Origin of the sequence: Agromyces subbeticus DSM 16689 (assembly GCF_000421565.1) — a bacterium.
GTDB lineage: Bacteria > Actinomycetota > Actinomycetes > Actinomycetales > Microbacteriaceae > Agromyces > Agromyces subbeticus.
On the sequence record NZ_ATXG01000002.1, the window covers coordinates 362,881 to 385,438 of the forward strand.

Annotated in this window: 18 protein-coding genes and 1 pseudogene; 13 read left to right on the top strand and 6 right to left on the bottom strand. The window is 67.8% G+C overall.

Annotated elements, in window-relative coordinates:
- The first annotated feature begins 45 nt into the window (after positions 1-45).
- Positions 46-1,497, top strand: coding sequence for a 30S ribosomal protein S1 (rpsA, locus tag H521_RS0105430; protein WP_022892014.1), 1,452 nt, complete (start codon positions 46-48; stop codon positions 1,495-1,497).
- A gap of 54 nt (positions 1,498-1,551) precedes the next feature.
- Here rpsA and H521_RS21645 read toward each other — a convergent pair.
- A pseudogene (locus H521_RS21645) lies at positions 1,552-1,985 on the bottom strand (DUF4126 domain-containing protein).
- 49 nt (positions 1,986-2,034) lie between these two features.
- Here H521_RS21645 and coaE point away from each other — a divergent pair.
- The 12 genes from coaE to H521_RS0105495 all read left to right on the top strand — a co-directional run bounded on the left by coaE (position 2,035) and on the right by H521_RS0105495 (position 16,433).
- The gene (coaE, locus tag H521_RS0105440) at positions 2,035-2,649 is read left to right on the top strand and encodes a dephospho-CoA kinase (RefSeq protein ID WP_022892015.1); all 615 of its coding nucleotides are present in this window, start codon (positions 2,035-2,037) and stop codon (positions 2,647-2,649) included.
- A gap of 73 nt (positions 2,650-2,722) precedes the next feature.
- The gene (gene uvrB, locus H521_RS0105445) at positions 2,723-4,789 is read left to right on the top strand and encodes an excinuclease ABC subunit UvrB (RefSeq protein WP_022892016.1); all 2,067 of its coding nucleotides are present in this window, start codon (positions 2,723-2,725) and stop codon (positions 4,787-4,789) included.
- A gap of 107 nt (positions 4,790-4,896) precedes the next feature.
- Positions 4,897-7,788 carry an excinuclease ABC subunit UvrA gene (gene uvrA, locus H521_RS0105450; RefSeq protein ID WP_022892017.1) on the top strand — a complete coding sequence of 964 codons (2,892 nt, stop codon included), beginning with the start codon at positions 4,897-4,899 and terminating at the stop codon, positions 7,786-7,788.
- Between the two features lie 4 nt (positions 7,789-7,792).
- Positions 7,793-9,778, top strand: a complete 1,986-nt coding sequence (gene uvrC / locus H521_RS0105455) for an excinuclease ABC subunit UvrC (RefSeq protein ID WP_022892018.1) — start codon at positions 7,793-7,795, stop codon at positions 9,776-9,778.
- Positions 9,779-9,815: 37 nt separating this feature from the next.
- Positions 9,816-10,691 carry an RNase adapter RapZ gene (gene rapZ / locus H521_RS0105460; protein WP_022892019.1) on the top strand — a complete coding sequence of 292 codons (876 nt, stop codon included), beginning with the start codon at positions 9,816-9,818 and terminating at the stop codon, positions 10,689-10,691.
- A 40-nt stretch (positions 10,692-10,731) separates the two neighbouring features.
- Positions 10,732-11,712: a DNA-binding protein WhiA gene (whiA, locus tag H521_RS0105465; protein ID WP_022892020.1), complete on the top strand. Its 981-nt coding sequence runs from the start codon at positions 10,732-10,734 to the stop codon at positions 11,710-11,712.
- Between the two features lie 243 nt (positions 11,713-11,955).
- Positions 11,956-12,582, top strand: a complete 627-nt coding sequence (locus tag H521_RS0105470; protein ID WP_022892021.1) for a superoxide dismutase — start codon at positions 11,956-11,958, stop codon at positions 12,580-12,582.
- Between the two features lie 97 nt (positions 12,583-12,679).
- Positions 12,680-13,684, top strand: coding sequence for a type I glyceraldehyde-3-phosphate dehydrogenase (gene gap / locus H521_RS0105475; protein WP_026481937.1), 1,005 nt, complete (start codon positions 12,680-12,682; stop codon positions 13,682-13,684).
- Between the two features lie 11 nt (positions 13,685-13,695).
- Complete coding sequence (locus H521_RS0105480) at positions 13,696-14,910, top strand: phosphoglycerate kinase (protein ID WP_022892023.1); 1,215 nt, start codon at positions 13,696-13,698, stop codon at positions 14,908-14,910.
- Positions 14,901-15,689, top strand: coding sequence for a triose-phosphate isomerase (gene tpiA, locus H521_RS0105485; RefSeq protein ID WP_022892024.1), 789 nt, complete (start codon positions 14,901-14,903; stop codon positions 15,687-15,689). The genes H521_RS0105480 and tpiA overlap by 10 nt, the downstream gene beginning before the upstream one ends.
- A 113-nt stretch (positions 15,690-15,802) precedes the next feature.
- Positions 15,803-16,054 carry a preprotein translocase subunit SecG gene (secG, locus tag H521_RS0105490; protein WP_022892025.1) on the top strand — a complete coding sequence of 84 codons (252 nt, stop codon included), beginning with the start codon at positions 15,803-15,805 and terminating at the stop codon, positions 16,052-16,054.
- A gap of 13 nt (positions 16,055-16,067) precedes the next feature.
- Complete coding sequence (locus H521_RS0105495) at positions 16,068-16,433, top strand: RNA polymerase-binding protein RbpA (RefSeq protein WP_026481938.1); 366 nt, start codon at positions 16,068-16,070, stop codon at positions 16,431-16,433.
- 125 nt (positions 16,434-16,558) lie between these two features.
- On the opposite strand, the gene pgl is transcribed toward H521_RS0105495, so the two are convergent.
- Genes pgl through tal form a run of 5 tightly spaced genes read right to left on the bottom strand, consistent with a single transcriptional unit; the run spans position 16,559 to position 22,548 of the window.
- Positions 16,559-17,329: a 6-phosphogluconolactonase gene (gene pgl, locus H521_RS0105500; RefSeq protein WP_022892027.1), complete on the bottom strand. Its 771-nt coding sequence runs from the start codon at positions 17,327-17,329 to the stop codon at positions 16,559-16,561.
- Positions 17,326-18,285 carry a glucose-6-phosphate dehydrogenase assembly protein OpcA gene (locus H521_RS0105505; protein ID WP_022892028.1) on the bottom strand — a complete coding sequence of 320 codons (960 nt, stop codon included), beginning with the start codon at positions 18,283-18,285 and terminating at the stop codon, positions 17,326-17,328. Before H521_RS0105505 ends, pgl begins: the two co-directional genes overlap by 4 nt.
- Entirely contained in the window at positions 18,282-19,823 is a 1,542-nt protein-coding gene (gene zwf, locus H521_RS0105510) for a glucose-6-phosphate dehydrogenase (protein ID WP_022892029.1), read from the bottom strand. Before zwf ends, H521_RS0105505 begins: the two co-directional genes overlap by 4 nt.
- A 14-nt stretch (positions 19,824-19,837) precedes the next feature.
- A complete protein-coding gene (locus tag H521_RS0105515; protein ID WP_022892030.1) occupies positions 19,838-21,442 on the bottom strand; it encodes a glucose-6-phosphate isomerase in 1,605 nt (534 codons plus the stop codon).
- The gene (gene tal / locus H521_RS0105520) at positions 21,439-22,548 is read right to left on the bottom strand and encodes a transaldolase (RefSeq protein WP_022892031.1); all 1,110 of its coding nucleotides are present in this window, start codon (positions 22,546-22,548) and stop codon (positions 21,439-21,441) included. The genes H521_RS0105515 and tal overlap by 4 nt, the downstream gene beginning before the upstream one ends.
- Positions 22,549-22,558: the final 10 nt, after the last annotated feature.

The following is a 22,558-nucleotide window of genomic DNA, read 5'->3' on the forward strand; positions in this document are numbered from 1 at the left end:
CCCGCGCGATGGGCTCGATTTTGTCCTTTACGGAGCATTCACTACATGACAACCGCAACGACCAAGGCACCCAAGCAGGTCGCGATCAACGACATCGGATCTGCTGACGATTTCCTCGCCGCGGTCGAGAAGACTTTGAAGTTCTTCAACGACGGCGACCTCATCGAGGGCACCGTCGTGAAGATCGACCGCGACGAGGTGCTCCTCGACGTCGGCTACAAGACCGAGGGTGTCATCCCCTCGCGTGAGCTTTCGATCAAGCACGACGTCGACCCCAGCGAGGTCGTCGGCGTCGGCGACACCGTCGAGGCACTCGTCCTCCAGAAGGAAGACAAAGAAGGCCGCCTCATCCTCTCCAAGAAGCGCGCTCAGTACGAGCGTGCATGGGGCGATGTGGAGAAGATCAAGGAAGCCGATGGCGTCGTGACCGGTTCGGTCATCGAGGTCGTCAAGGGCGGCCTGATCGTCGACATCGGCCTTCGCGGCTTCCTCCCGGCGTCGCTCATCGAGCTCCGCCGCGTTCGCGACCTCACGCCGTACCTCGGCCAGGAGATCGAAGCGAAGATCCTCGAACTCGACAAGAACCGCAACAACGTCGTGCTCTCGCGCCGTGCGCTGCTCGAGCAGACGCAGTCCGAGTCGCGTTCGACGTTCCTCGCGAACCTGCACCCGGGCCAGATCCGCAAGGGTGTCATCTCGTCGATCGTCAACTTCGGCGCGTTCGTCGACCTGGGCGGCGTCGACGGTCTCGTCCACGTCTCCGAGCTCTCGTGGAAGCACATCGAGCACGCCAGCGAGGTCGTCGAGGTCGGCCAGGAGGTCACCGTCGAGGTGCTCTCCGTCGAGCTCGACCGCGAGCGCGTCTCGCTGTCGCTCAAGGCGACGCAGGAAGACCCGTGGCAGGTCTTCGCCCGTACCCACGCGATCGGTCAGGTCGCCCCGGGTAAGGTCACGAAGCTCGTTCCGTTCGGTGCGTTCGTTCGCGTCGCAGACGGCATCGAGGGCCTCGTCCACATCTCCGAGCTCTCGGGCAAGCACGTCGAGCTCGCCGAGCAGGTCGTGTCGGTCGGCGAAGAGGTCTTCGTCAAGGTCATCGACATCGACCTCGAGCGTCGCCGCATCTCGCTCTCGCTGAAGCAGGCGAACGAGGGCGTCGACCCCGAGGGCACCGAGTTCGACCCGGCGCTCTACGGCATGCTCACCGAGTACGACGAGGCGGGCAACTACAAGTACCCCGAGGGCTTCGACCCCGAGACCAACGAGTGGCGCGAGGGCTTCGAGTCCCAGCGCGAGAAGTGGGAGCAGGACTACGCTGCCGCCCAGGCTCGTTGGGAGGCGCACAAGAAGCAGGTCGCCGCGGCGAACGCTGCTGCTGTCGCCGACGACTCGTTCACCTCGAGCGCTGCATCGTTCTCGAGCGACGCGGCCGGCGCGGGCACCCTCGCCGACGACGCGTCGCTCGCGGCGCTGCGCGAGAAGCTCTCGAGCAACAACTAGTCGCGATTCGCGAGACGGAAGGCCGGTCCCCTCGGGGGCCGGCCTTCCGGCGTTTCACGATGAGGTCGAGGTCGACGGATGTCGCGAGCGACGTGCTCGTCGACGGCGCGCGACGACGATCACGAGCACGACGATCGCGATGATGCCGAAGACCACGAGCACGGGGGCGAGGATGGCGGCGAACGCGAGGGCGAACGAGCCGGCATCCTCGGCGGTGCTCGCGACCGGTGCGCCGACACCGGCGGTCATGCCGTTGATCACGGGACGTGCCATCGACTTCGCGAGGTGCACGAGCAAGGCGAGCACCACTCCGACGGCGATCGGCACCCACTGCTGCGAACTGAAGAAGGCCTCGGGAGCCACGCCCACTGCGGTGGCAGTTCGACGAGACCGGTGAAGCGATCGAGCGCGCCGATCACCACGAGCGGGATCCAGGCGTTCAGCCCCGCAGCGAGGGCGAGCCCGGTTCCGGTCAGCAGCTCGAGCATTGCGCCTCCTTCGCCGTCGCGTCGAGTGTCGCACGGTTAGAGTGGTGGCGTGTATCTGATCGGCCTCACGGGCGGCATCGCCTCAGGAAAGTCCACCGTCGCACGTCGGCTCTACGAGCACGGCGCCGTGCATATCGACGCCGACCAGCTCGCGCGAAAGGTCGTCGAGCCCGGCACGCCCGCGCTGGCGGCGATCGTCGAGGCGTTCGGCGCCGACGTGCTGCGTCGAGACGGCTCCCTTGATCGCGCGAAGCTCGGGGAGCACGTCTTCGGCGACGCCGAGGCGCTCGCGAAGCTGAACGCCATCGTGCATCCCGCGGTTCGCGAGCTCTCGAGCCGGCTCATCGCGAAGGCCGAGCGCGAAGACCCAGAAGCGGTGGTTGTCTACGACGTGCCATTGCTCGTCGAGGCATCCGTCGATCACCCCTTCGACCTGATCGTCGTCACGAATGCCCCGCGCCGCACGCAGGTCGAGCGCCTCGTCGAGGAGCGCGGCCTCGATCCGATCCAGGCCGAGGCGCGGGTCGACGCCCAGGTCGACAACACCGCGCGACTGGCGGTCGCCGATGTCGTGATCGACACCGACGGATCGCTCGCGCACACGATGAGCCAGACCGACGCGCTGTGGCGTCGCATCGTCGACGAGGGTCGCGCTCGGGCGTAGTGAGGGCTGTGCCTCGGCGGTGAGGGCGTTCCGTCCCGGCCGCAGTGTCGGTGCGCGCTCGTAGACTGAGGGCATGCAGGCCACCCGTTCCGTTCGCCCCTTCGAGGTCATCAGCGAGTACACGCCGAGCGGCGACCAGCCCGCGGCCATCGCCGAACTCGCCGGCCGCATCAACGCCGGTGAGACCGATGTCGTGCTGCTCGGTGCGACGGGCACCGGCAAGTCGGCGACCACCGCGTGGCTCATCGAGCAGGTGCAGCGGCCGACCCTGGTGCTCGCGCACAACAAGACGCTCGCCGCGCAGCTCGCCACCGAGTTCCGCGAGCTCATGCCCAACAACGCCATCGAGTACTTCGTCTCGTACTACGACTACTACCAGCCCGAGGCCTACGTGCCGCAGACCGACACCTTCATCGAGAAGGACTCCTCGGTCAACGCAGAGGTCGAGCGGCTGCGACACTCGACCACGAACTCACTGCTCAGCCGCCGTGACGTCGTGGTGGTCTCGTCGGTGTCGTGCATCTATGGCCTTGGTACGCCAGATGAGTACCTGGGCGCGATGATGCCGCTGCAGGTCGGGCAGCAGGTCGACCGTGACTGGCTCATCCGCAAATTCGTCTCCATGCAGTACCAGCGCAACGACGTCGACTTCTCGCGCGGCAACTTCAGGGTGCGCGGCGACACGATCGAGATCATCCCGATCTACGAAGAGCTCGCGATCCGCATCGAGATGTTCGGCGACGAGATCGAGGCGCTCTACAGCCTGCATCCGCTCACCGGCCAGGTCGTAGCGAAGCTCGACTCGGTGCCCGTCTTCCCCGGGTCGCACTACGTGGCGAGCACCGACGTGATGCAGCGCGCCATCGGCACGATCCGCATCGAGCTCGAAGAGCGTCTCGCCGAACTCGAACGCGAGGGCAAGCTGCTCGAGGCGCAGCGGCTGCGCATGCGCACGACGTTCGACCTCGAGATGATGGAGCAGATCGGGTTCTGCTCGGGCATCGAGAACTACTCGCGGCACATCGACGGCCGCCAGCCGGGCGAGGCACCGCACTGCCTGCTCGACTACTTCGCCGACGACTTCCTCGTGGTCATCGACGAGTCGCACGTCACCGTGCCGCAGATCGGCGCGATGTACGAGGGCGACTCGGCGCGCAAGCGCACGCTCGTCGAGCACGGCTTCCGCCTCCCGAGCGCGCTCGACAACCGGCCACTGAAGTGGAACGAGTTCAAAGAGCGCGTCGGCCAGACCGTCTACCTCTCGGCCACGCCCGGCCGCTACGAGATGGGCATCGCCGACGGCATCGTCGAGCAGATCATCCGCCCCACAGGCCTCGTCGACCCGCAGATCGTGGTGAAGCCGTCCAAAGGGCAGATCGACGACCTGCTCGAAGAGATCCGCGCTCGTGCGCAGCGCGATGAGCGCGTGCTCGTCACGACGCTCACCAAGAAGATGGCCGAAGAGCTCACCGACTTCCTCACCGAGGCCGGAGTTCGGGTGCGGTACCTCCACTCCGACGTCGACACGCTCCGTCGGGTCGAGCTCCTCACCGAGCTGAGGGCGGGCGTCTACGACGTGCTCGTCGGCATCAACCTCCTTCGCGAGGGGCTCGACCTGCCCGAAGTGTCGCTCGTCGCGATCCTCGACGCCGACAAAGAGGGCTTCCTCCGCTCGTCGACCTCGCTCATCCAGACCATCGGCCGCGCCGCTCGAAACGTCTCGGGTGAGGTGCACATGTACGCCGACGTGCTGACCGATTCGATGAAGTCGGCGATCGATGAGACGACGCGCCGTCGAGACCGTCAGATCGAGTACAACCGGGTCAATGGCATCGATCCGCAGCCGCTCCGCAAGCGCATCGCCGACATCACCGACGTGCTCGCGCGCGAAGAGGCAGACACCGCCGCCCTGCTGGCCGGCCGTGATGCCAAGCGGAAGGCGCCGGTGCCGAACCTCCGCCGCGAGGGCATCGCGGCGGCCGGCGCGAACGATCTCGAAGACCTCATCCGCGACCTCAATGACCAGATGCTGGTGGCAGCGGGGGAGCTGAAGTTCGAGCTCGCCGCGCGCCTGCGCGACGAGGTGTCCGACCTGAAGCGCGAGCTGCGCCAGATGGAGAAAGCCGGCCACCTCGGCTGAGAGAGACGCCATCGCGAGCGCGCGCTGAGCAGGGATTCGAACATATGTTCGCTCAGAGCATGTGCCCTCGAGGCATGCATGTCGGTGGTGCTCTCTAAACTCGAAGGGTGCCAGTTTCACGTCTCGATGCCCATTCGCACCTGAGTGTTCGCGGTGCCCGCGTGCACAACCTGCAGAACGTCGACGTCGAGATCCCACGCGACGCGATGGTGGTCTTCACCGGTCTCTCGGGCTCGGGCAAGTCCTCGCTCGCCTTCGACACGATCTTCGCCGAAGGCCAGCGACGGTACGTCGAGTCGCTCTCGGCCTACGCGCGCCAGTTCCTGGGCCAGGTCGACCGGCCCGACGTCGACTTCATCGAGGGACTCAGCCCGGCGGTCTCGATCGACCAGAAGTCGACCAACCGCAACCCGCGCTCCACGGTCGGCACGATCACCGAGATCTACGACTACATGCGCCTTCTCTGGGCGCGCATCGGCGTGCCGCACTGTCCGGTCTGCGGTGAGCGCATCCAGCGTCAGACCGTGCAGCAGATCGCCGACCAGCTCATGGAGCTGACAGAGGGCACTCGCTACCAGGTGGTGAGCCCGGTCATCTCCAAGAAGAAGGGCGAGTTCGTCGACCTCTTCCGCGATCTCGCCGCGCAGGGCTACTCGCGCGCCGTCGTCGACGGCGACGTCATCCGGCTCGACGAGCCGCCGCTGCTCAAGAAGCAGGTCAAGCACGACATCTCGGTGGTGATCGACCGGCTCGTCGCCGGCCCCGAGCTGCTCGGCCGGCTGACCGACTCGCTCGAGACAGCGCTGCGCCTCACCGATGGCCTCGTGCAGGTCAACTACGTCGACGAGACCGGCCCGGCAGCGTGGGCGACGTTCTCCGAGAAACTCTCGTGCCCCAACCAGCACCCGATCCAGCTCACCGAGATCGAGCCACGCACCTTCTCGTTCAACGCGCCGTTCGGCGCCTGCCCCGAGTGTTCGGGCCTCGGCACCCGCATGTCGGTCGACGATGCGCTCCTGCTCGGCGACCAGAGCCTGAGCATCACCGAAGGCGTCATCCTGCCGTGGACCTCGCAGGGCAAGAGCCTCTACAACTACTACGAGAAGCTGCTCGGCGGCCTCGCGCGCGACCTCGACTTCTCGCTCGACACGCCATGGGAGGAGCTCGACGAGGTCGCCCGCCAAGCGGTGCTGCGCGGCGACAACTTCGAGGTCAAGGTGAAGTGGCGCAACCGCTACGGCCGCGAGATGAGCTACACCTCGGGGTTCGAGGGCGTGGTGCCCTACATCGAACGGCAGTACCTGCAGGCCGAGACCGACGTGCAGCGCGCGCGCTGGGCCGAGTACCTGCGCGAGGTGCCCTGCCCCGTCTGCGACGGCAAGCGGCTCAAGCCCGAAGTGCTCTCGGTGCTCATCCACGATGCGAGCATCGCCGACGTCGGGTTGCTCAGCCTCACCGACGCGCGCTCGTTCATGGACCGTCTCGAGCTCACCGATCGCGAGCAGGCGATCGCGGCGCAAGTGCTGCGAGAGATCAAGCTCCGCCTCGACTTCCTCATCAGGGTCGGGCTCAGCTACCTCGACCTCTCGCGGGCGGCGGCCACGCTGTCAGGCGGTGAGGCGCAGCGCATCCGCCTCGCGACGCAGATCGGCTCCGGCCTCACGGGCGTGCTCTACGTGCTCGACGAGCCGAGCATCGGCCTGCACCAACGCGACAACCGACGACTCATCGACACGCTCATCGCGCTGCGCGACCTCGGCAACACGTTGATCGTCGTCGAGCACGATGAAGACACGATCCGCACGGCCGACTGGATCGTCGACATCGGGCCCGGTGCGGGCGTGAACGGCGGCACGGTCGTGCACTCCGGCAGCTACGACGATCTCGTGAAGAACACCCGATCCCTGACCGGCGACTATCTCTCGGGGCGCAAAGAGATCGCCGTTCCCGAACAGCGTCGAGCGATCGACGCCGAGCGCATGATCGGCGTGCAGGGCGCAGAGGCCAACAATCTTCGTGGTGTCGACGTCGAGTTCCCGCTCGGCGTGCTCACTGCGGTCACCGGGGTGAGCGGTTCCGGCAAGTCCTCCCTCGTCAACGACATCCTCTACCGCGTGCTCGCCAATCGTCTGAACGGCGCCCGTAAGGTTCCCGGCAAGCATCGTCGCGTCACCGGGCTCGACCAGCTCGACAAGGTCGTACACGTCGACCAGGCGCCGATCGGTCGCACGCCGCGATCGAACCCGGCGACCTACACCGGAGTCTTCGATCGCATCCGCACGCTCTTCTCCGAGACGAACGAGTCCAAAGCCCGCGGCTACCTGCCCGGCCGGTTCAGCTTCAACGTCAAGGGCGGGCGCTGCGAGGCGTGCTCGGGCGACGGCACGATCAAGATCGAGATGAACTTCCTGCCCGATGTCTACGTCGCGTGCGAGGTCTGCGGCGGCAAGCGGTACAACCGCGAGACGCTGCAAGTGCACTACAAGGGCAAGAACATCGCCGAAGTGCTCGAGATGCCGATCAGCGAGGCCGCCGACTTCTTCGAACCGATCTCGGCGATCCACCGCTACCTGAAGACGCTCGTCGACGTCGGACTCGGCTACGTGCAGCTCGGCCAGAGCGCCACGACGCTCTCGGGCGGCGAGGCGCAGCGCGTCAAGCTGGCGACCGAACTGCAGCGTCGTTCCAACGGGCGCAGCGTCTACGTGCTCGACGAGCCGACGACCGGTCTGCACTTCGAAGACGTGCAGAAGCTCCTCAAGGTGCTCGGCAAGCTCGTCGACAAGGGCAACACCGTCATCGTCATCGAACACAGCCTCGACGTCATCAAATCGGCCGACTGGATCATCGACCTCGGCCCCGAGGGGGGCTCCGGCGGCGGGCAGATCGTGGCAGTGGGAACGCCCGAGCACGTCGCGGCCTCGCCCGAGAGCCATACCGGGTACTTCTTGCGCGAGATTCTCGACGCGTCATCGGCGCGATCAGCGGTCGCCAGCTGAGGAGATGAGCACAGTACCGTCGAGCGCCGAGAGCGTTCCGTATCGCCCGAAGAAGGGCGAGATCCCCACCACTCCGGGTGTCTATCGCTTCCGAGACGCTGAACGGCGCGTGCTCTACGTCGGCAAGGCGAAGAACCTGCGTGCGCGGCTCTCGAACTACTTCGCACCGCTCCGCACGCTGCACGAGCGCACCCGGCGCATGGTCACAACGGCCGCCTCGGTCGAGTGGACCGTCGTGGCGAACGAGGTCGAGGCGCTGCAGCTCGAATTCACGTTGATCAACGAGTTCGACCCGCCGTTCAACGTGCAGTTCAAAGACGACAAGTCCTATCCCTACCTCGCCGTGACGCTGGCCGACGAGGCGCCGCGTGCGGTGGTCACCCGCAATCGCAATATCCGGGGTGCACGGTACTTCGGGCCGTACCCGAAGGTCTGGGCGGTCAACGAGACGCTCGAGATCCTGCTCAAGCTGTTCCCGATCCGCACGTGCAAAGACTCCGACTACCGCCGTGCCATCGCGAGCGGCAAGCCGTGCTTCGCCGGGCAGATCGGGCGATGCTTCGGGCCGTGCTCCGGCCTCGTGACCGTCGAGGAGCACCGCGAGAACGTCGACCGGTTCGTCTCGTTCATGCAGAACCAAGACCGACGCATCATCGGCGAACTCACGCAACGCATGCGCGCAGCCGCGGCGGTGCAAGACTATGAGTCCGCAGCGCGACTGCGCGATCGCCTGCAGGCGGCGACGTCGTTCTTCGAGAAGAGCGCGGTGGTGCTCGCCGAGAACGTCGACATCGACGTCTTCGGCATCGATCACGATGAACTCGCCGCAGCGGTGCAGCTCTTCATCGTGCGTGGAGGCCGCATTCGCGGTGTTCGTTCGTGGACCGTCGACAAAGAACTCGACGTGCCGCTCGGCGAGCTCGTCGACTCGGTCGTGCAGAACGCCTACGGAGACGGCATCGTGCCGCCCGCCGAGGTCGTCGTACCCGAACTGCCCGAAGACGCAGAGGCGGTCGAGACCTGGCTCGGGGCGATCGCCGGGCGCAAGGTGCGCCTCCGGGCCGCGCAACGCGGCGACAAGGCTGCGCTGCTCGCGACGGCCACGCAGAACGCGAAGCAGACGCTGATGCTCTACAAGACGCGCCGCAGCGCCGATTTCACCACGCGTTCGCGAGCCCTCGAAGACATCCAAGAGGCACTCGGCATGGCCGACGCCCCCTTGCGCATCGAGTGCTACGACGTCTCGCACCTCAGCGGCACCAATATCGTCGCGTCGATGGTGGTCTTCGAAGACGGCCTGCCCCGCAAAGACGAGTACCGCCGGTTCACGATCCCGAATTCCACCGATGACACCGACTCGATCCATCAGGTGCTGACCCGGCGCCTCGCCTACCTGAAGACGCCCGACGCCACGGGCTCGCCCATCGAGCCCGACGCGGTCGCGCCCGGCGAGGAATCGACCGTCGCAGCGGCAGCCGCCGAGACGACGGCACACGGCGAGCCGGATGCTGCGGCATCCGAGCGACGCAAGAAGTTCGCGTATCGCCCGAACCTGCTGGTTGTCGACGGCGGCCAACCGCAGGTCGCGGCAGCGGCCCGCGCCCTCGAAGAATCCGGTGTCGAGGGCATCTTCCTCTGCGGCATCGCCAAGCGACTCGAAGAGATCTGGACCCCAGACGGCGACTTCCCGGTGATCCTTCCTCGCAACAGCGACGCGCTCTTCCTCTTCCAGCGCGTGCGCGATGAAGCTCACCGGTTCGCGATCACGCATCAGCGGCAGCGTCGCAAGCGAGATATCAGCAGTGTGCTCTCCGAGATACCGGGTCTCGGCCCGTCGCGGGTCAAGGAACTGCTGCGGCATTTCGGTTCGGTCAAGCAACTGCGGGCGGCATCCGAGACCTCGATCGCCGAGGTGAAGGGCATCGGGCCCTCGCTCGCGGCGACCGTTCACGGCGCCCTGCACGCCGACGGCGCCCCCGCGCCCCGGTAGGCTGGAGTGTCGACACGCGGAAGGGGGCCCCGACACGATGACCGCTGATTCCGAGCAGCAGGAGATGCTGATCGTCACGGGAATGTCCGGTGCAGGCCGTTCGACCGTCGGCAACGCACTCGAAGACCTCGGCTGGTACGTCGTCGACAACCTGCCGCCGCAGATGCTGCGCCCGCTCGTGGAGCTCGTCGAACGGGCCGGCACGTCGCTGCCGCGCATCGCCGCGATCGTCGACATCCGCGGCCGCGACTTCTTCTCAGAGCTGCGCGAGATCATCCAGGCGCTGCGCGCCGGTGTCAACGTTCGCGTCGTGTTCCTCGACGCCACCGACTCCGTGCTCGTACGACGCTTCGAGTCCGTGCGGCGCCCGCATCCGCTGCAGGGCAACGGCACGCTCCTCGACGGCATCGGTGCCGAGCGTGCTCGCCTCGCCGAGCTCCGCGAGTCGAGCGACATCGTCGTCGACACCTCCGACCTGAACATCCATCAACTCGCGACGCTCGTCACCGAGACGTTCGCCGAGGCCGGCCACGCCGGCCTTCGCGTCACGATGCAGAGCTTCGGATTCAAGTACGGCGTGCCCTCCGACGCCGACCTCGTCGCCGACGCGAGGTTCCTGCCGAACCCGTTCTGGATCCCCGAGCTCCGGCACCTCACGGGCAATGATGCCGCCGTGTCGGAATACGTGCTGAGCCAGCCGGGTGCGACCGAGTTCCTCGACGCGTATGCGAAGGCGCTCGAGCCGGTGCTCGCCGGCTACCAGCGCGAGAACAAGCGGCACGCGACGATCGCGATCGGTTGCACCGGCGGAAAGCACCGCTCGGTCGCGTTGATTCGTGAGCTGAGCACCCGCATCGCGGCGATGCCCGGCGTCGTCGTGAGCGTGAAAGACCGGGATCTCGGCCGCGAATGATGAGCGGCCGGAGCGACATGATGAGAGATGGGACGACCAGGTGGCGTTGACCGCTGACGTGAAAGAAGAGCTGGCGCGCGTCGAGGTGTCGAAGACGGGGGTCCGGGTCGCAGAGCTGGCATCCATCCTGCGTTTCGCCGGGGGACTGCACATCATCTCGAACCGCATCGCGATCGAGGCAGAGCTCGACTCGCCGACGCTCGCACGGCGCGTCACCCGCGATCTCGGCGAGATCTACGGCGTTCGGCCCGATGTGTCCGTCATCTCGCCGACGGGCATGCGACGCACGAACCAGTACCTCGTGCGAGTGCTCGACGGCGGAGAGACCCTCGCTCGCCAGACCGGCCTGCTCGATGCCAGACGCCGCCCGGTGCGTGGTCTGCCGAACAAGCTGACCACCGGTTCCCGCGACGAGGTCGCTGCGATCTGGCGTGGCGCGTTCCTCGCCAAGGGCAGCCTGACCGACCCCGGTCGGTCAGCGGCACTCGAGGTCACCTGCCCCGGAAACGAGACCGCCATGGCGCTCGTGGGTGCCGCAGGCAGGCTCGGCATCTCGGCCAAGGCGCGAGAGGTGCGCGGTGTGCACCGCGTCGTCATCCGCGACGGCGAGGCCATCAGCGCCATGCTCGCCGTGATGGGTGCCACCGAGACGGTTCGCAACTGGGAGGAGCTGCGCCAGCGCCGCGAGGTTCGGGCGACCGCCAACCGGCTCGTGAACTTCGACGACGCCAACCTGCGCCGCTCGGCGCAGGCCGCCGTCGCCGCCTGCGCCAGGGTCGAGCGGGCCATGGAGCTTCTCGGCGAGGGCATCCCCGACCACCTCAAGTACGCCGGCGAGCTGCGGCTGTCGCACCGTGAGGCGAGTCTCGACGAGCTCGGGCACTACGCCGACCCGCCCATGACGAAAGATGCCGTGGCAGGCCGCATCCGTCGCCTGCTCGCCATGGCAGACAAGCGTGCAGCCGACCTCGGTGTTCCGGGAACCGAGGCGAGCCTGCCGGCCGACCTCGACGAGGTCTGAGCCGCGTCTCGGCTCCTCCGCCGCGTTTCGGATGCCTCGTCGGCATGCGGCGCCGACGCACGCCCACGTGCGCCTGCGTGTCGCATCTGTGAGGCGGGCAGGCCATCGTGCGACATCCGTCATACGGCGTCAACCCCGCTCCGGGCTCGCCTGGCCCCGCGGTACCGGGCATAGACTCGGATGGCAGCCGCGGAACCCCGGGGATACGCCCGGTCGACCCGGCGCATCTGACAAGGAGAAGCAATGGCCGACTACACCCTCCCCGATCTGCCCTACGACTACTCGGCGCTCGAGCCGGCGATCAGCGGCACGATCATGGAGCTGCATCACTCGAAGCACCACCAGGCGTACGTGACGGGTGCGAACACCGCGCTCGCCCAGCTCGCCGAGGCCCGTGACTCGGGAAACCTCGCGAACGTCAACAAGCTCGAGAAGGACCTCGCCTTCAACCTCGGCGGCCACGTCAATCACTCCGTCTTCTGGACGAACCTCTCGCCCGACGGCGGCGACAAGCCGACCGGTGAGCTCGCCGCGGCGATCGACGACCACTTCGGATCCTTCGACAAGTTCCAGGCGCACTTCACGGCCACCGCGCTCGGCGTCCAGGGCTCGGGCTGGGCGGTGCTCGCGTGGGATTCGATCGGAGAACGCCTGATCATCGTGCAATTCTTCGACCAGCAGGGCAACCTGCCTGCTGGCATCGTGCCGCTGCTCATGCTCGATGTCTGGGAGCACGCGTACTACCTCGACTACAAGAACGTGCGTGCCGACTACGTCAAGGCGTTCTGGACGATCACGAACTGGGAGAACGTCCAGAAGCGGTTCCAGACCGCTGGTGAGAAGACCTCAGGGCTGCTGCTACTGTCGTAAACGGATGGTGTCCCCGGACCCGTCCGGGGACACCGCCGTCCGACCAGTTCACCCCGTGAAAGTGCGCGCTCGCGCCATCATCAATCAGGAGACATCTGTGTCTGTAAAGATCGGCATCAACGGCTTCGGCCGTATCGGCCGCAACTACTTCCGCGCCGCCCTCGCCCAGGGCGCCGACCTCGAGATCGTCGCCGTGAACGACCTCACCGACAACAAGACGCTCGCTCACCTCCTGAAGTACGACTCCATCGCGGGCCGCCTCGACGCCACGGTCGACTACGACGACGACAACATCATCGTCAACGGCACGGCCATCAAGGCCTTCTCCGAGCGCGACCCCGCGAACCTGCCCTGGGGCGAGCTCGGCGTCGACATCGTCATCGAGTCGACCGGCTTCTTCACCAAGGCCGGCGATGCGCGCAAGCACATCGAGGCCGGCGCGAAGAAGGTGCTGATCTCGGCGCCCGCGACCGACGAAGACGCGACGTTCGTCATCGGCGTCAACGAGCACGAGTACGACCCCGAGCGTCACCACATCATCTCGAACGCCTCCTGCACGACGAACTGCCTCGCACCGCTCGCGAAGGTCTTCAACGATGCGTTCGGCATCGAGCGCGGCCTCATGACGACCGTGCACGCGTACACGGCCGACCAGAACCTGCAGGACGGTCCCCACAAGGACCTGCGCCGTGCGCGTGCCGCAGCCGTCAACATCGTTCCCACCTCGACGGGCGCGGCGAAGGCCATCGGCCTCGTGCTGCCCGAGCTCGTCGGCAAGCTCGACGGCTTCGCTCTGCGCGTGCCCGTGCCCACCGGCTCGATCACCGACCTCACGGTCACCTCCTCGCGTCCGGTCACGGTCGACGAGGTCAAGGCCGCCTACAAGGCCGCTGCAGAGGGCCCCATGAAGGGCATCCTCAAGTACACCGAAGACGAGATCGTCTCGAGCGACATCGTCGGCGACGCGCACTCCTCGATCTTCGACGCGGGCCTCCTCCGCGTGCTCGGCGACCAGGTGAAGCTCTCGAGCTGGTACGACAACGAGTGGGGTTACTCCAACCGCCTCGTCGACCTCACCGTCTACGTCGCCGATCGTCTCTGAATCGAGCCTCTGTGACCCTGCGAACGATCGATTCCCTCGGTCCGCTCGCCGGCAAGCGCGTCGTCGTCCGTTGTGACCTGAACGTCCCCCTGCGGGACGGGGCCATCACGGACGACGGCCGCGTGCGGGCATCGGTCCCCACCCTTGCGGCGCTTGTCGCGCAAGGGGCCCGCGTCATCGTGGTCTCCCATCTCGGGCGACCCGATGGCGCACCCGACGCGCAGTACAGCCTCGCGCCGGTCGCTGCGCGCCTCGACGAGCTGCTCGAGGCGCCGGTCGCCTTCGCGAGTGACACCGTCGGTGCGGATGCCTCGGCGAAGGTCGCCGGGCTCGGCGACGGCGAAGTGCTCGTGCTCGAGAACCTGCGGTTCAATGCGGGGGAGACCTCGAAGAACGAGGCCGAGCGTTCGGCGTTCGCCGGCGCCCTCGCCGAGTTCGCCGATGCAGTGGTCTCCGATGGCTTCGGCGTCGTGCACCGCAAGCAGGCGAGCGTCTTCGAGCTCGAGCAGCTGCGTCCGAGCGCCGCCGGCCTGCTGATCGCGGCCGAGCTCGACGTGCTCGACCGTCTCACCGAGACGCCCGAGCGCCCGTACACGGTGGTGCTCGGCGGCTCGAAGGTCTCCGACAAGCTCGGTGTCATCGCACACCTGCTCCCTCGCGTCGACGCGCTGCTGATCGGCGGCGGCATGCTCTTCACCTTCCTCGCCGCCCAGGGGCACAAGGTCGGATCGAGCCTGCTCGAGGCCGACCAGATCGAGACGGTGCGCGGGTACCTGGCCGAAGCGACCGAGCGCGGCGTCGACATCGTGCTTCCGACCGACGTCGTGGTCGCGGCATCGTTCTCGGCTGACGCCGAGCACGTGGTGACGACTGCCGACTCGATCGAGCAGACGCCGTTCGCGGCATCCGGCCTCGGCCTCGACATCGGCCCCGACACGGCTGCGGCGTTCGCCGACCGCATCCGCGCGTCGAAGACGGTGTTCTGGAACGGTCCGATGGGCGTGTTCGAACTCGCCCCGTTCGCTGCGGGAACGCGCGTGGTCGCCGAGGCGCTAACGCAGGTCGACGGCCTCAGCGTCGTCGGCGGCGGCGATTCGGCAGCCGCCGTTCGTCAACTCGGCTTCGATGACGACCAGTTCGGTCACATCTCCACGGGGGGCGGCGCAAGCCTCGAGTTCCTCGAAGGCAAGAAGCTCCCCGGACTGGAGGTCCTCGGATGGCAGTGAAGCGCACCCCGTTCATCGCAGGCAACTGGAAGATGAACCTCGATCACCTGCAGGCGATCGCCTTCGTGCAGAAGCTCGCGTGGGCTCTCGCCGATGCGAAGCACGACTTCGCCGACGCGGAGGTCGCGGTGTTCCCGCCGTTCACCGACCTGCGTTCGGTGCAGACGCTCGTCGCGGCCGACTCCCTGCCGATCGGCTACGGGGCTCAGGATGTCTCGGCACACGACTCCGGTGCCTACACCGGTGAGATCTCGGGTGCGTTCCTCGCGCAGCTCGACTGCCGCTACGTGATCATCGGCCACTCCGAGCGGCGCACGCTGCACGCCGAGTCCGACGCCGAGGTCAACGCGAAGATCGCCGCCGCGCACCGTCACGGTCTCGTGCCGGTCGTCTGCGTGGGCGAGACCGCCGCAGACCTCGAGCAGCACGGCCCGAGCGCGGTACCCGTCGCGCAGCTCCGCGCGGCACTCGAGGGCATCGACGGGTCCAAGGGGCTTGTCGTCGCCTACGAGCCCGTCTGGGCGATCGGCTCCGGCCAGGCTGCCACGCCGGCGCAGGCCGAACAAGTCGCTGCGGCGCTGCGCGCCCTGCTCGTCGAACTTGTGGGCGAAGAGGTCGCCCAGGCGACCCGCGTGCTATACGGCGGTTCGGTGAAGGCGGCGAACATCGCCTCGTTCCTGCGCGAGCCGAACGTCGACGGCGCGCTCGTCGGCGGGGCGAGCCTCGACATCGACGAGTTCTCGAGCATCGTTCGGTTCAAGAAGCACGTCGGCGCCTGAAGCATCGCGTCACCGGTGCCCGGAAGCGCGATGCGCTCCCGGGCACCGCGGCGCTTCCGGCTATACTCGATTGTCGGCACCGACCCATCTGTCGTGCCCGGAAAGGTTCACCCGTGGAGATTCTCCAGGTCGTCATGCAGGTGCTGCTTGGTCTCACGAGCCTGCTGCTGACGTTGCTCATCCTGCTGCACAAGGGTCGCGGCGGCGGTCTGTCCGACATGTTCGGTGGCGGTGTCACGTCGAGCCTCGGCGCATCCGGCGTCGCCGAGCGCAACCTGAACCGCATCACGGTGATCCTCGGACTCGTGTGGGTCACCTGCATCGTCGTGCTGGGACTCATCACGAAGTTCGACGCCGGAATCTGACGAAGGGCTCATCATGGCATCAGGAAACAGCGCCATCCGTGGTTCACGAGTCGGAGCCGGCCCCATGGGCGAGCAAGACCGCGGCTTCCACGCAGACCGCGTCGCGATCAGCTACTGGGACGCGCACGGCACCGAGACCGTGCGGTACTTCTCGGCGACGCTGCCCGATGAAGAGATCCCCGAGACGATCGACAGCCCGTCGAGCGGTCTGCCCGCAGGCCGCGATCGCGAGAACCCGCCGTCGGTCTCCAAGCTCGAGCCCTACAAGACGCACCTCGCGTACGTGAAAGAGCGCCGCACCGACGAAGAGGCCGCTGCGCTGCTCGACGACGCGCTGACGCAGCTTCGCACCCGTCGCGGTCAGGCGCCCAAGGCCTGACCCGCACACACGCGGAACGCGAGAAGGGGTCGGCCACCAGGCCGACCCCTTCTCGCGTTCGTGTCCCGATCGAGCTGATTCAGGCGCCCACCGATTCCGGCGACGGCTGGAAGGACGGCGCCAGTTCAGTACTCGCGTGCGATGAGCGCCTCGGGCACCTCGGATGCTGCGTCGGCATCGATGAAGAAGACCGTGCGGCGTCGACCCTTGATGCCGGCAACGGGCACCTCGTCGCGGCTCGCCCCCGCGAGCGCGAGCCCGAGCGCCGACGCCTTGTCTGCTCCGGCGAGCACGAGCCAGATGCGCTGCGAGGCGTTGATCACGGGCCGGGTGAGGCTCAACCGCTCGGGTGGCGGCTTCGGTGAGTTGCGCACGGGGATCACCGTGCGGTCGGTCACCTGGATGCCCGAGCGGTGCGGGAACAGCGACGCGACATGGCCGTCGGGCCCGACACCCAGGAAGGTGATGTCGAAGATCGGATGCGGCAGGCCATCGACGCCGTGCGACGCGAGCTCGGCAGCGTATGCCTCAGCGGCCGCGTCGAGGTCGAGACCGGAGTCCACGGAGGGGAACGGGTGCACATTCTCGGAGGGCAGGTCGAGGTCTTCGAGGAAGGCGGCGCGAGCCTGCTCGTCGTTGCGCTCGGCGTCGCCGGCAGGCAGCCATCGCTCATCGCCCCACCAGAAATGCACCCGCGACCAGTCGATCGAGGTGTGAGCCGGTGAGGCCCCGACCGCTGCGAGCACGGCAGCGCCCATTGATCCACCGGTGAGCACGACGTGCGCAACGGCCTGGGAGTCGAGGATGTCGAGGAGCTTCGTGACGAAGCGAGCCGCGACCGAACCGGCGAGCGAGGCCTTGTCGGGGTGCACGAGCACGCGTCGTTCGTTGGTCATGCCGTGCCTCCATCGTCGACGGCGCCGAGGAGCTCGAGCCCCTTGGTGATCACTTCACCGTACAACTCATCGGGGTCGAGCCGTCGCAGTTCGTCGGCGAGGCAGTCGCGGAGGTTTCGCCGGGGCAGCGCAAGGTCGTGCAGCGGCTGTCCTGGTTGGCGCAGGGTCGCGATGCCCGGTACGTCGCGGATCAACTCGATCGCGCCGCCATCACGCGACAGTCTGACGCCGTGAATGCCGTGGGATGCCGCGTCGGGGCCCGTGAGCTCGTATTCGGTCGGGGCGTTGAGTTCGAGACGGAGCCAGGCGGCGAGAAGCGTCGTCGACGGCGAGTCGATCGCGCCGGTGACCTCCACCGCGGTGACCGGCTCGTAGGGCGGCTGGTCGAGCACTGCGGCGAGCTGCGCCCGCCACAGGGTCAGGCGGGTCCAGGCGAAGTCCGCGTCGCCGGGCGTGTAGTTGGAAGCGAGGGCGCGCAGCGCCTGTTGCGGGTCGGGCTGCGCCGAGGCATCCGTGATTCTGCGGTGCGCGATGCGGCCGAGTGCGGAGCGACCGGGCACGGGCGGAGCCGCGCTCGGCCACCAGGTGACGACCGGTGCGTCGGGGAGCAGGAGCGCCATGACGAGGCTCTCCTCGTCGCGTGCCGCATCGCCGCAGGCGCGAAGCACGATGACCTCGCTCGCACCGGCGTCGCCGCCGACCCGGATCTCGGCGTCGAGCCGCGGCGCGACCTCGGAGTTCTCGGTTCCTGGCTCGGTCGAGACGACGATGACGCGCATCGGATGCTCGCGAGAGGCGTCGTTGGCCGCCTCGATCGCCTCTTCCTCGGCACCGGGGGAGGTCGCGATGACGAGGGTGAGCACGCGGCCGAGGGCCACGACGCCGCCCTCTTCGCGGATCTTCACGAGGGTCTTGGAGACCTGGCTCGTCGTCGTGTCGGGCAGATCGACGATCATGGGCGTCTCCAGCTTCGTCCGTCGCGTTCGAGGAGTTCATCGGCGGAGGCCGGACCCCAGGTGCCCGGCCGGTACTGCTCGGGTTGCCCCTGCGTCGCCCAGAACTCCTCGATCGGGTCGAGGATCTTCCAGGAGAGCTCCACCTCTTCTTGCCGGGGGAAGAGCGGCGGGTCGCCGAGCAGTACGTCGAGGATGAGTCGTTCGTAGGCCTCCGGGCTCGCCTCGGTGAACGCGTGGCCGTAGCCGAAGTCCATCGTGACATCGCGCACCTGCATGCCGGCGCCCGGCACCTTCGACCCGAACCGGATCGTGACACCCTCGTCGGGCTGCACCCGGATGACGAGCGCGTTCTGGCCGAGCTGCGAGGTCTGGCTGTCGGCGAACACCTGTTGCGGGGCCCGCTTGAAGACGACCGCGATCTCGGTGACGCGGCGCCCGAGGCGTTTGCCGGCGCGCAGGTAGAACGGCACGCCCGCCCAGCGGCGCGTGCCGATGGTGAGCTTCATGGCCGCATACGTCTCGGTCGTCGACTCGGGGTTCATGCCGTCTTCGTCGAGGAAGCCGATGACCTTCTCGCCGCCCTGCCACCCGCCTGCGTACTGCCCGCGGGCGGTGCCGGTGGCGAGGTCGTCGGGCAGCCGAACGGCCGCGAGGATCTTCTCCTTCTCGGCCCGCAGGTCGCCGGCCTCGAACGAGATCGGCTCCTCCATCGCGGTGAGCGCGAGGAGTTGCAGCAGGTGGTTCTGGATGACGTCGCGCGCCGCGCCGATGCCGTCGTAGTAGCCGGCCCGGCCGCCGACGCCGATGTCTTCCGCCATCGTGATCTGCACGTGGTCGACGTAGTTGGCGTTCCAGATGGGCTCGTAGAGCTGGTTCGCGAACCGGAGCGCCAGGATGTTCTGGACAGTCTCTTTGCCGAGGTAGTGATCGATGCGGAACACCGAGTCGGGTGGGAACACCGAGGCGACGACGTCGTTGAGTTCGCGGGCCGTCTGCAGGTCGGACCCGAACGGCTTCTCGATCACCACGCGGCGCCATTGGCCGTCGTTCTGCTCGGTGAGCCCAGAGCGCTTGAGCTGCTCGGTCACGAGCGGGAACGACTTCGGCGGGATCGACAGGTAGAACGCGTGGTTTCCCATCGTGCCGCGCTTCTCGTCGAGCTCGGCCACGACCTCACGCAACCGGTCGAATGCCGCGTCGTCGTCGAAGTCGCCCTGCACGAAGCGGATGCCGCGTGCGAGCTGCTTCCACACGTCTTCACGGAACTCGGTTCTGGAGTACTGCTTCACCGAGTCGTGCACGACCTTCTCGAAGTCCTGATCGGCCCAATCGCGGCGTGCGAAGCCGACGAGCGCGAACCCGGGAGGCAGCAACCCACGGTTGGCGAGGTCGTAGACCGCCGGCATGAGCTTCTTGCGTGAGAGGTCGCCCGTGACGCCGAAGATGATGAGGCTCGACGGTCCCGCGATGCGGTTCAGGCGATAATCTTTCGGCGATCGGAGTGGGTTGTGCTGCGCGGTGATCGCGGCCGGTTGCATCGTTCCTCCGGAAATCAGCCGACGACGTCGAACAGCGTCGTCGTGTTGGCTGCTGGGTCGGTGAGAGTGAGGGTGAGCACCGGTCGGCCGAGGTCGGCCAGCACGCTCGCATCGCCCGATGCCTGAGCGGCGATGAGCTGACCGAAGGTGAACGGCCGATCGGGGATCGCGAGGTCATCGGCCGGGGTCTGCGTGATCTGCAGGAACGCTCCGACGGCCGGACCGCCCTTGTGGTACTGGCCGGTGGAGTGCAGGAACCGCGGGCCCCAGCCGAAAGTGACCGGCCGGCCCGACCGCACAGCGAGCAGGTCGCGGAGGCGCTCGAGCTCGGGGTGCGCGACGCGGTCGACGTAGGCCTGGATCGAGAGGTACCCGTCGGCGGGCAGCTCCTCGAGCAGCACGTCGACGGCGGACGCGAGATCGCTCGACGCGCCGATCACCTCGGGCGTGCCTCGCACCTCGATGCCCTGCTCGACGAATGCCGCGGGCGCAGGCTCCGGACGGGCGTCGAGCAGGCCGCGAGCCGCGATCTTGGCCGACTCGACGTCGGGCTGATCGAACGGGTTGATGCCGAGCAGCCGCCCGGCGACCGCGGTCGCATATTCCCAAACGAGCAACTGCGCGCCAAGGGTGCCCGAGACGCGGATCTCGTCGGTGTCGTCGTCGCGGAAGATCTCGTCGCCCGCCTCGTCGACGATGCGCACGATCTGCAGGTCGGCGAGGTTCTCGCCGAGCTCGGGTGCGTCGACGCCGAGCACGACGGGCAGCACGCCGGTGCCGGCCTTGCCGGTCGATTCGGCGATGAGCTGCTCGGCCCAGTCGGCGAAGCCGACGATGTGCGTGCCGTCGGCGATGATGCCGAGCTTGTCGCGCCGAGGCGAGGTCGCCGCGATCGCGGCACCCAGCACGAGTCCGGGGTTCTCGGGGCTGTCGATCGCGAGCGAGAGCTCGATCGTCTCGGCCTCGTCGAGGATCTCGGAGATGTCGACGCCGGCCAGCCCCGAGGGCACGAGGCCGAACGCGGTCAGGGCGGAGTAGCGACCACCGACGTTGGGGTCGGCGTTGAAGACGCGGTATCCGGCGGCGCGGGCCGACTCGTCGAGCGGCGAGCCCGGGTCGGTGACCACGATGATGCGCGTGGTCGGGTCGATGCCGGCATCACGGAAGGCGCCCTCGTAGACGCGGCGCTGGCTGTCGGTCTCGACGGTCGAACCGGACTTCGACGAGACGACGAGCGCCGAGGTCGCGAGCCGATCGGCGAGGGCGGCACGGACCTGGCCGGGCTCCGTCGAGTCGAGCACCGTGAGCTGCACGTTGGTGGTGCGCGTGATGACCTCGGGAGCGAGCGACGAACCGCCCATGCCCGCGAGCACGATGTGGTCGACGCCAGCGGCGTCGAGCTCAGCGCGGAGCGCCTCGATCTCGGGCACGAGGGGGCGCGAGATCGCGACCGCCTCGGTCCAGCCGAGACGCTTGGCGGATTCCGCCTCGGCCTCGGGCCCCCAGAGCGCGGCGTCCTGACCCGTGATGCCGCTCGCGACCAGGTCGGCGACGAGCGTGGGCACGGTGCGGCGCACGGCATCGGCCGCCGCGCCGCTCACCGAGATGCGGAAGCTCATCGAGCCGACTCCAGGGCGCCGCGAATCGTGTCGAGCAGTTCGTTCCAGGAGACGATGAACTTGTCGACGCCCTCGTTCTCGAGCACGAGGGTCACGTCGTCGTAGTCGACGCCGACGCGCGCGAGCGCATCGAGCACGGCACCGGCGTCGGCGTATGCGCCGGTGACGGTGTCGCCGGTGATCTCGCCGTGGTCGAACGTCGCCTCGAGCGTCTTCTCGGGCATGGTGTTCACTACGCCGGGTGCGACGAGCTCGGTCACGTAGAGCGTGTCGGGCAGCGCCGGGTCCTTCACGCCGGTGGAAGCCCACAGCGGACGCTGACGGTTGGCCCCTGCCGCGAGGAGTGCAGCGGCACGCTCTCCGCCGAACTCCTGCTCGAAGAGCTCGTACGCGAGCCGTGCGTTCGCGATGCCGGCCTTGCTCCGCAGCGCGAGCGCCTCGTCTGTGCCGATCGCCACGAGTCGCTTGTCGATCTCGGTGTCGACGCGCGAGACGAAGAACGAGGCGACCGAGTGGATGGTCGAGAGGTCGTGTCCGGCGGCCTTCGCCTGCTCGAGGCCGGCGAGGTAGGCCTCGATGACCTGGCGGTAGCGATCGAGGCTGAAGATCAGGGTGACGTTCACGCTGATGCCCGAGCCGATGGTCTCGGTGATCGCGCCGAGGCCTTCGACGGTCGCCGGGATCTTGATCATGGCGTTCGGGCGGTCGACCTTCGCCCAGAGCGACTTCGCCTCGGCAATGGTTCCCGCGGTGTCGCGGGCGAGGCCGGGAGCGACCTCGATCGAGACCCGCCCGTCGAAGCCGTTCGACGCGTCGTAGACCGGGCGGAAGACGTCGGAGGCGTCGCGCACGTCGTCGGTGGTGATCTCGAAGACGGCGGTGTCGACGTCGGCGCCGGCCGCGGCGAGCGTCTGCACCTGGTCGGCGTAGCGCTCGCCCTTGGCGAGTGCGCCGGCGAAGATCGTCGGGTTGGTGGTCACGCCGACGACCTTGCGCTCGGCGATGAGTCGGGCGAGGTCGCCCGAGGCGATGCGTTCACGCGAGAGGTCGTCGAGCCAGATGCTGACGCCGGCCTCGGAGAGGGCTGCGGTGGGGGAGCTGGTCATGGGAGTTTCT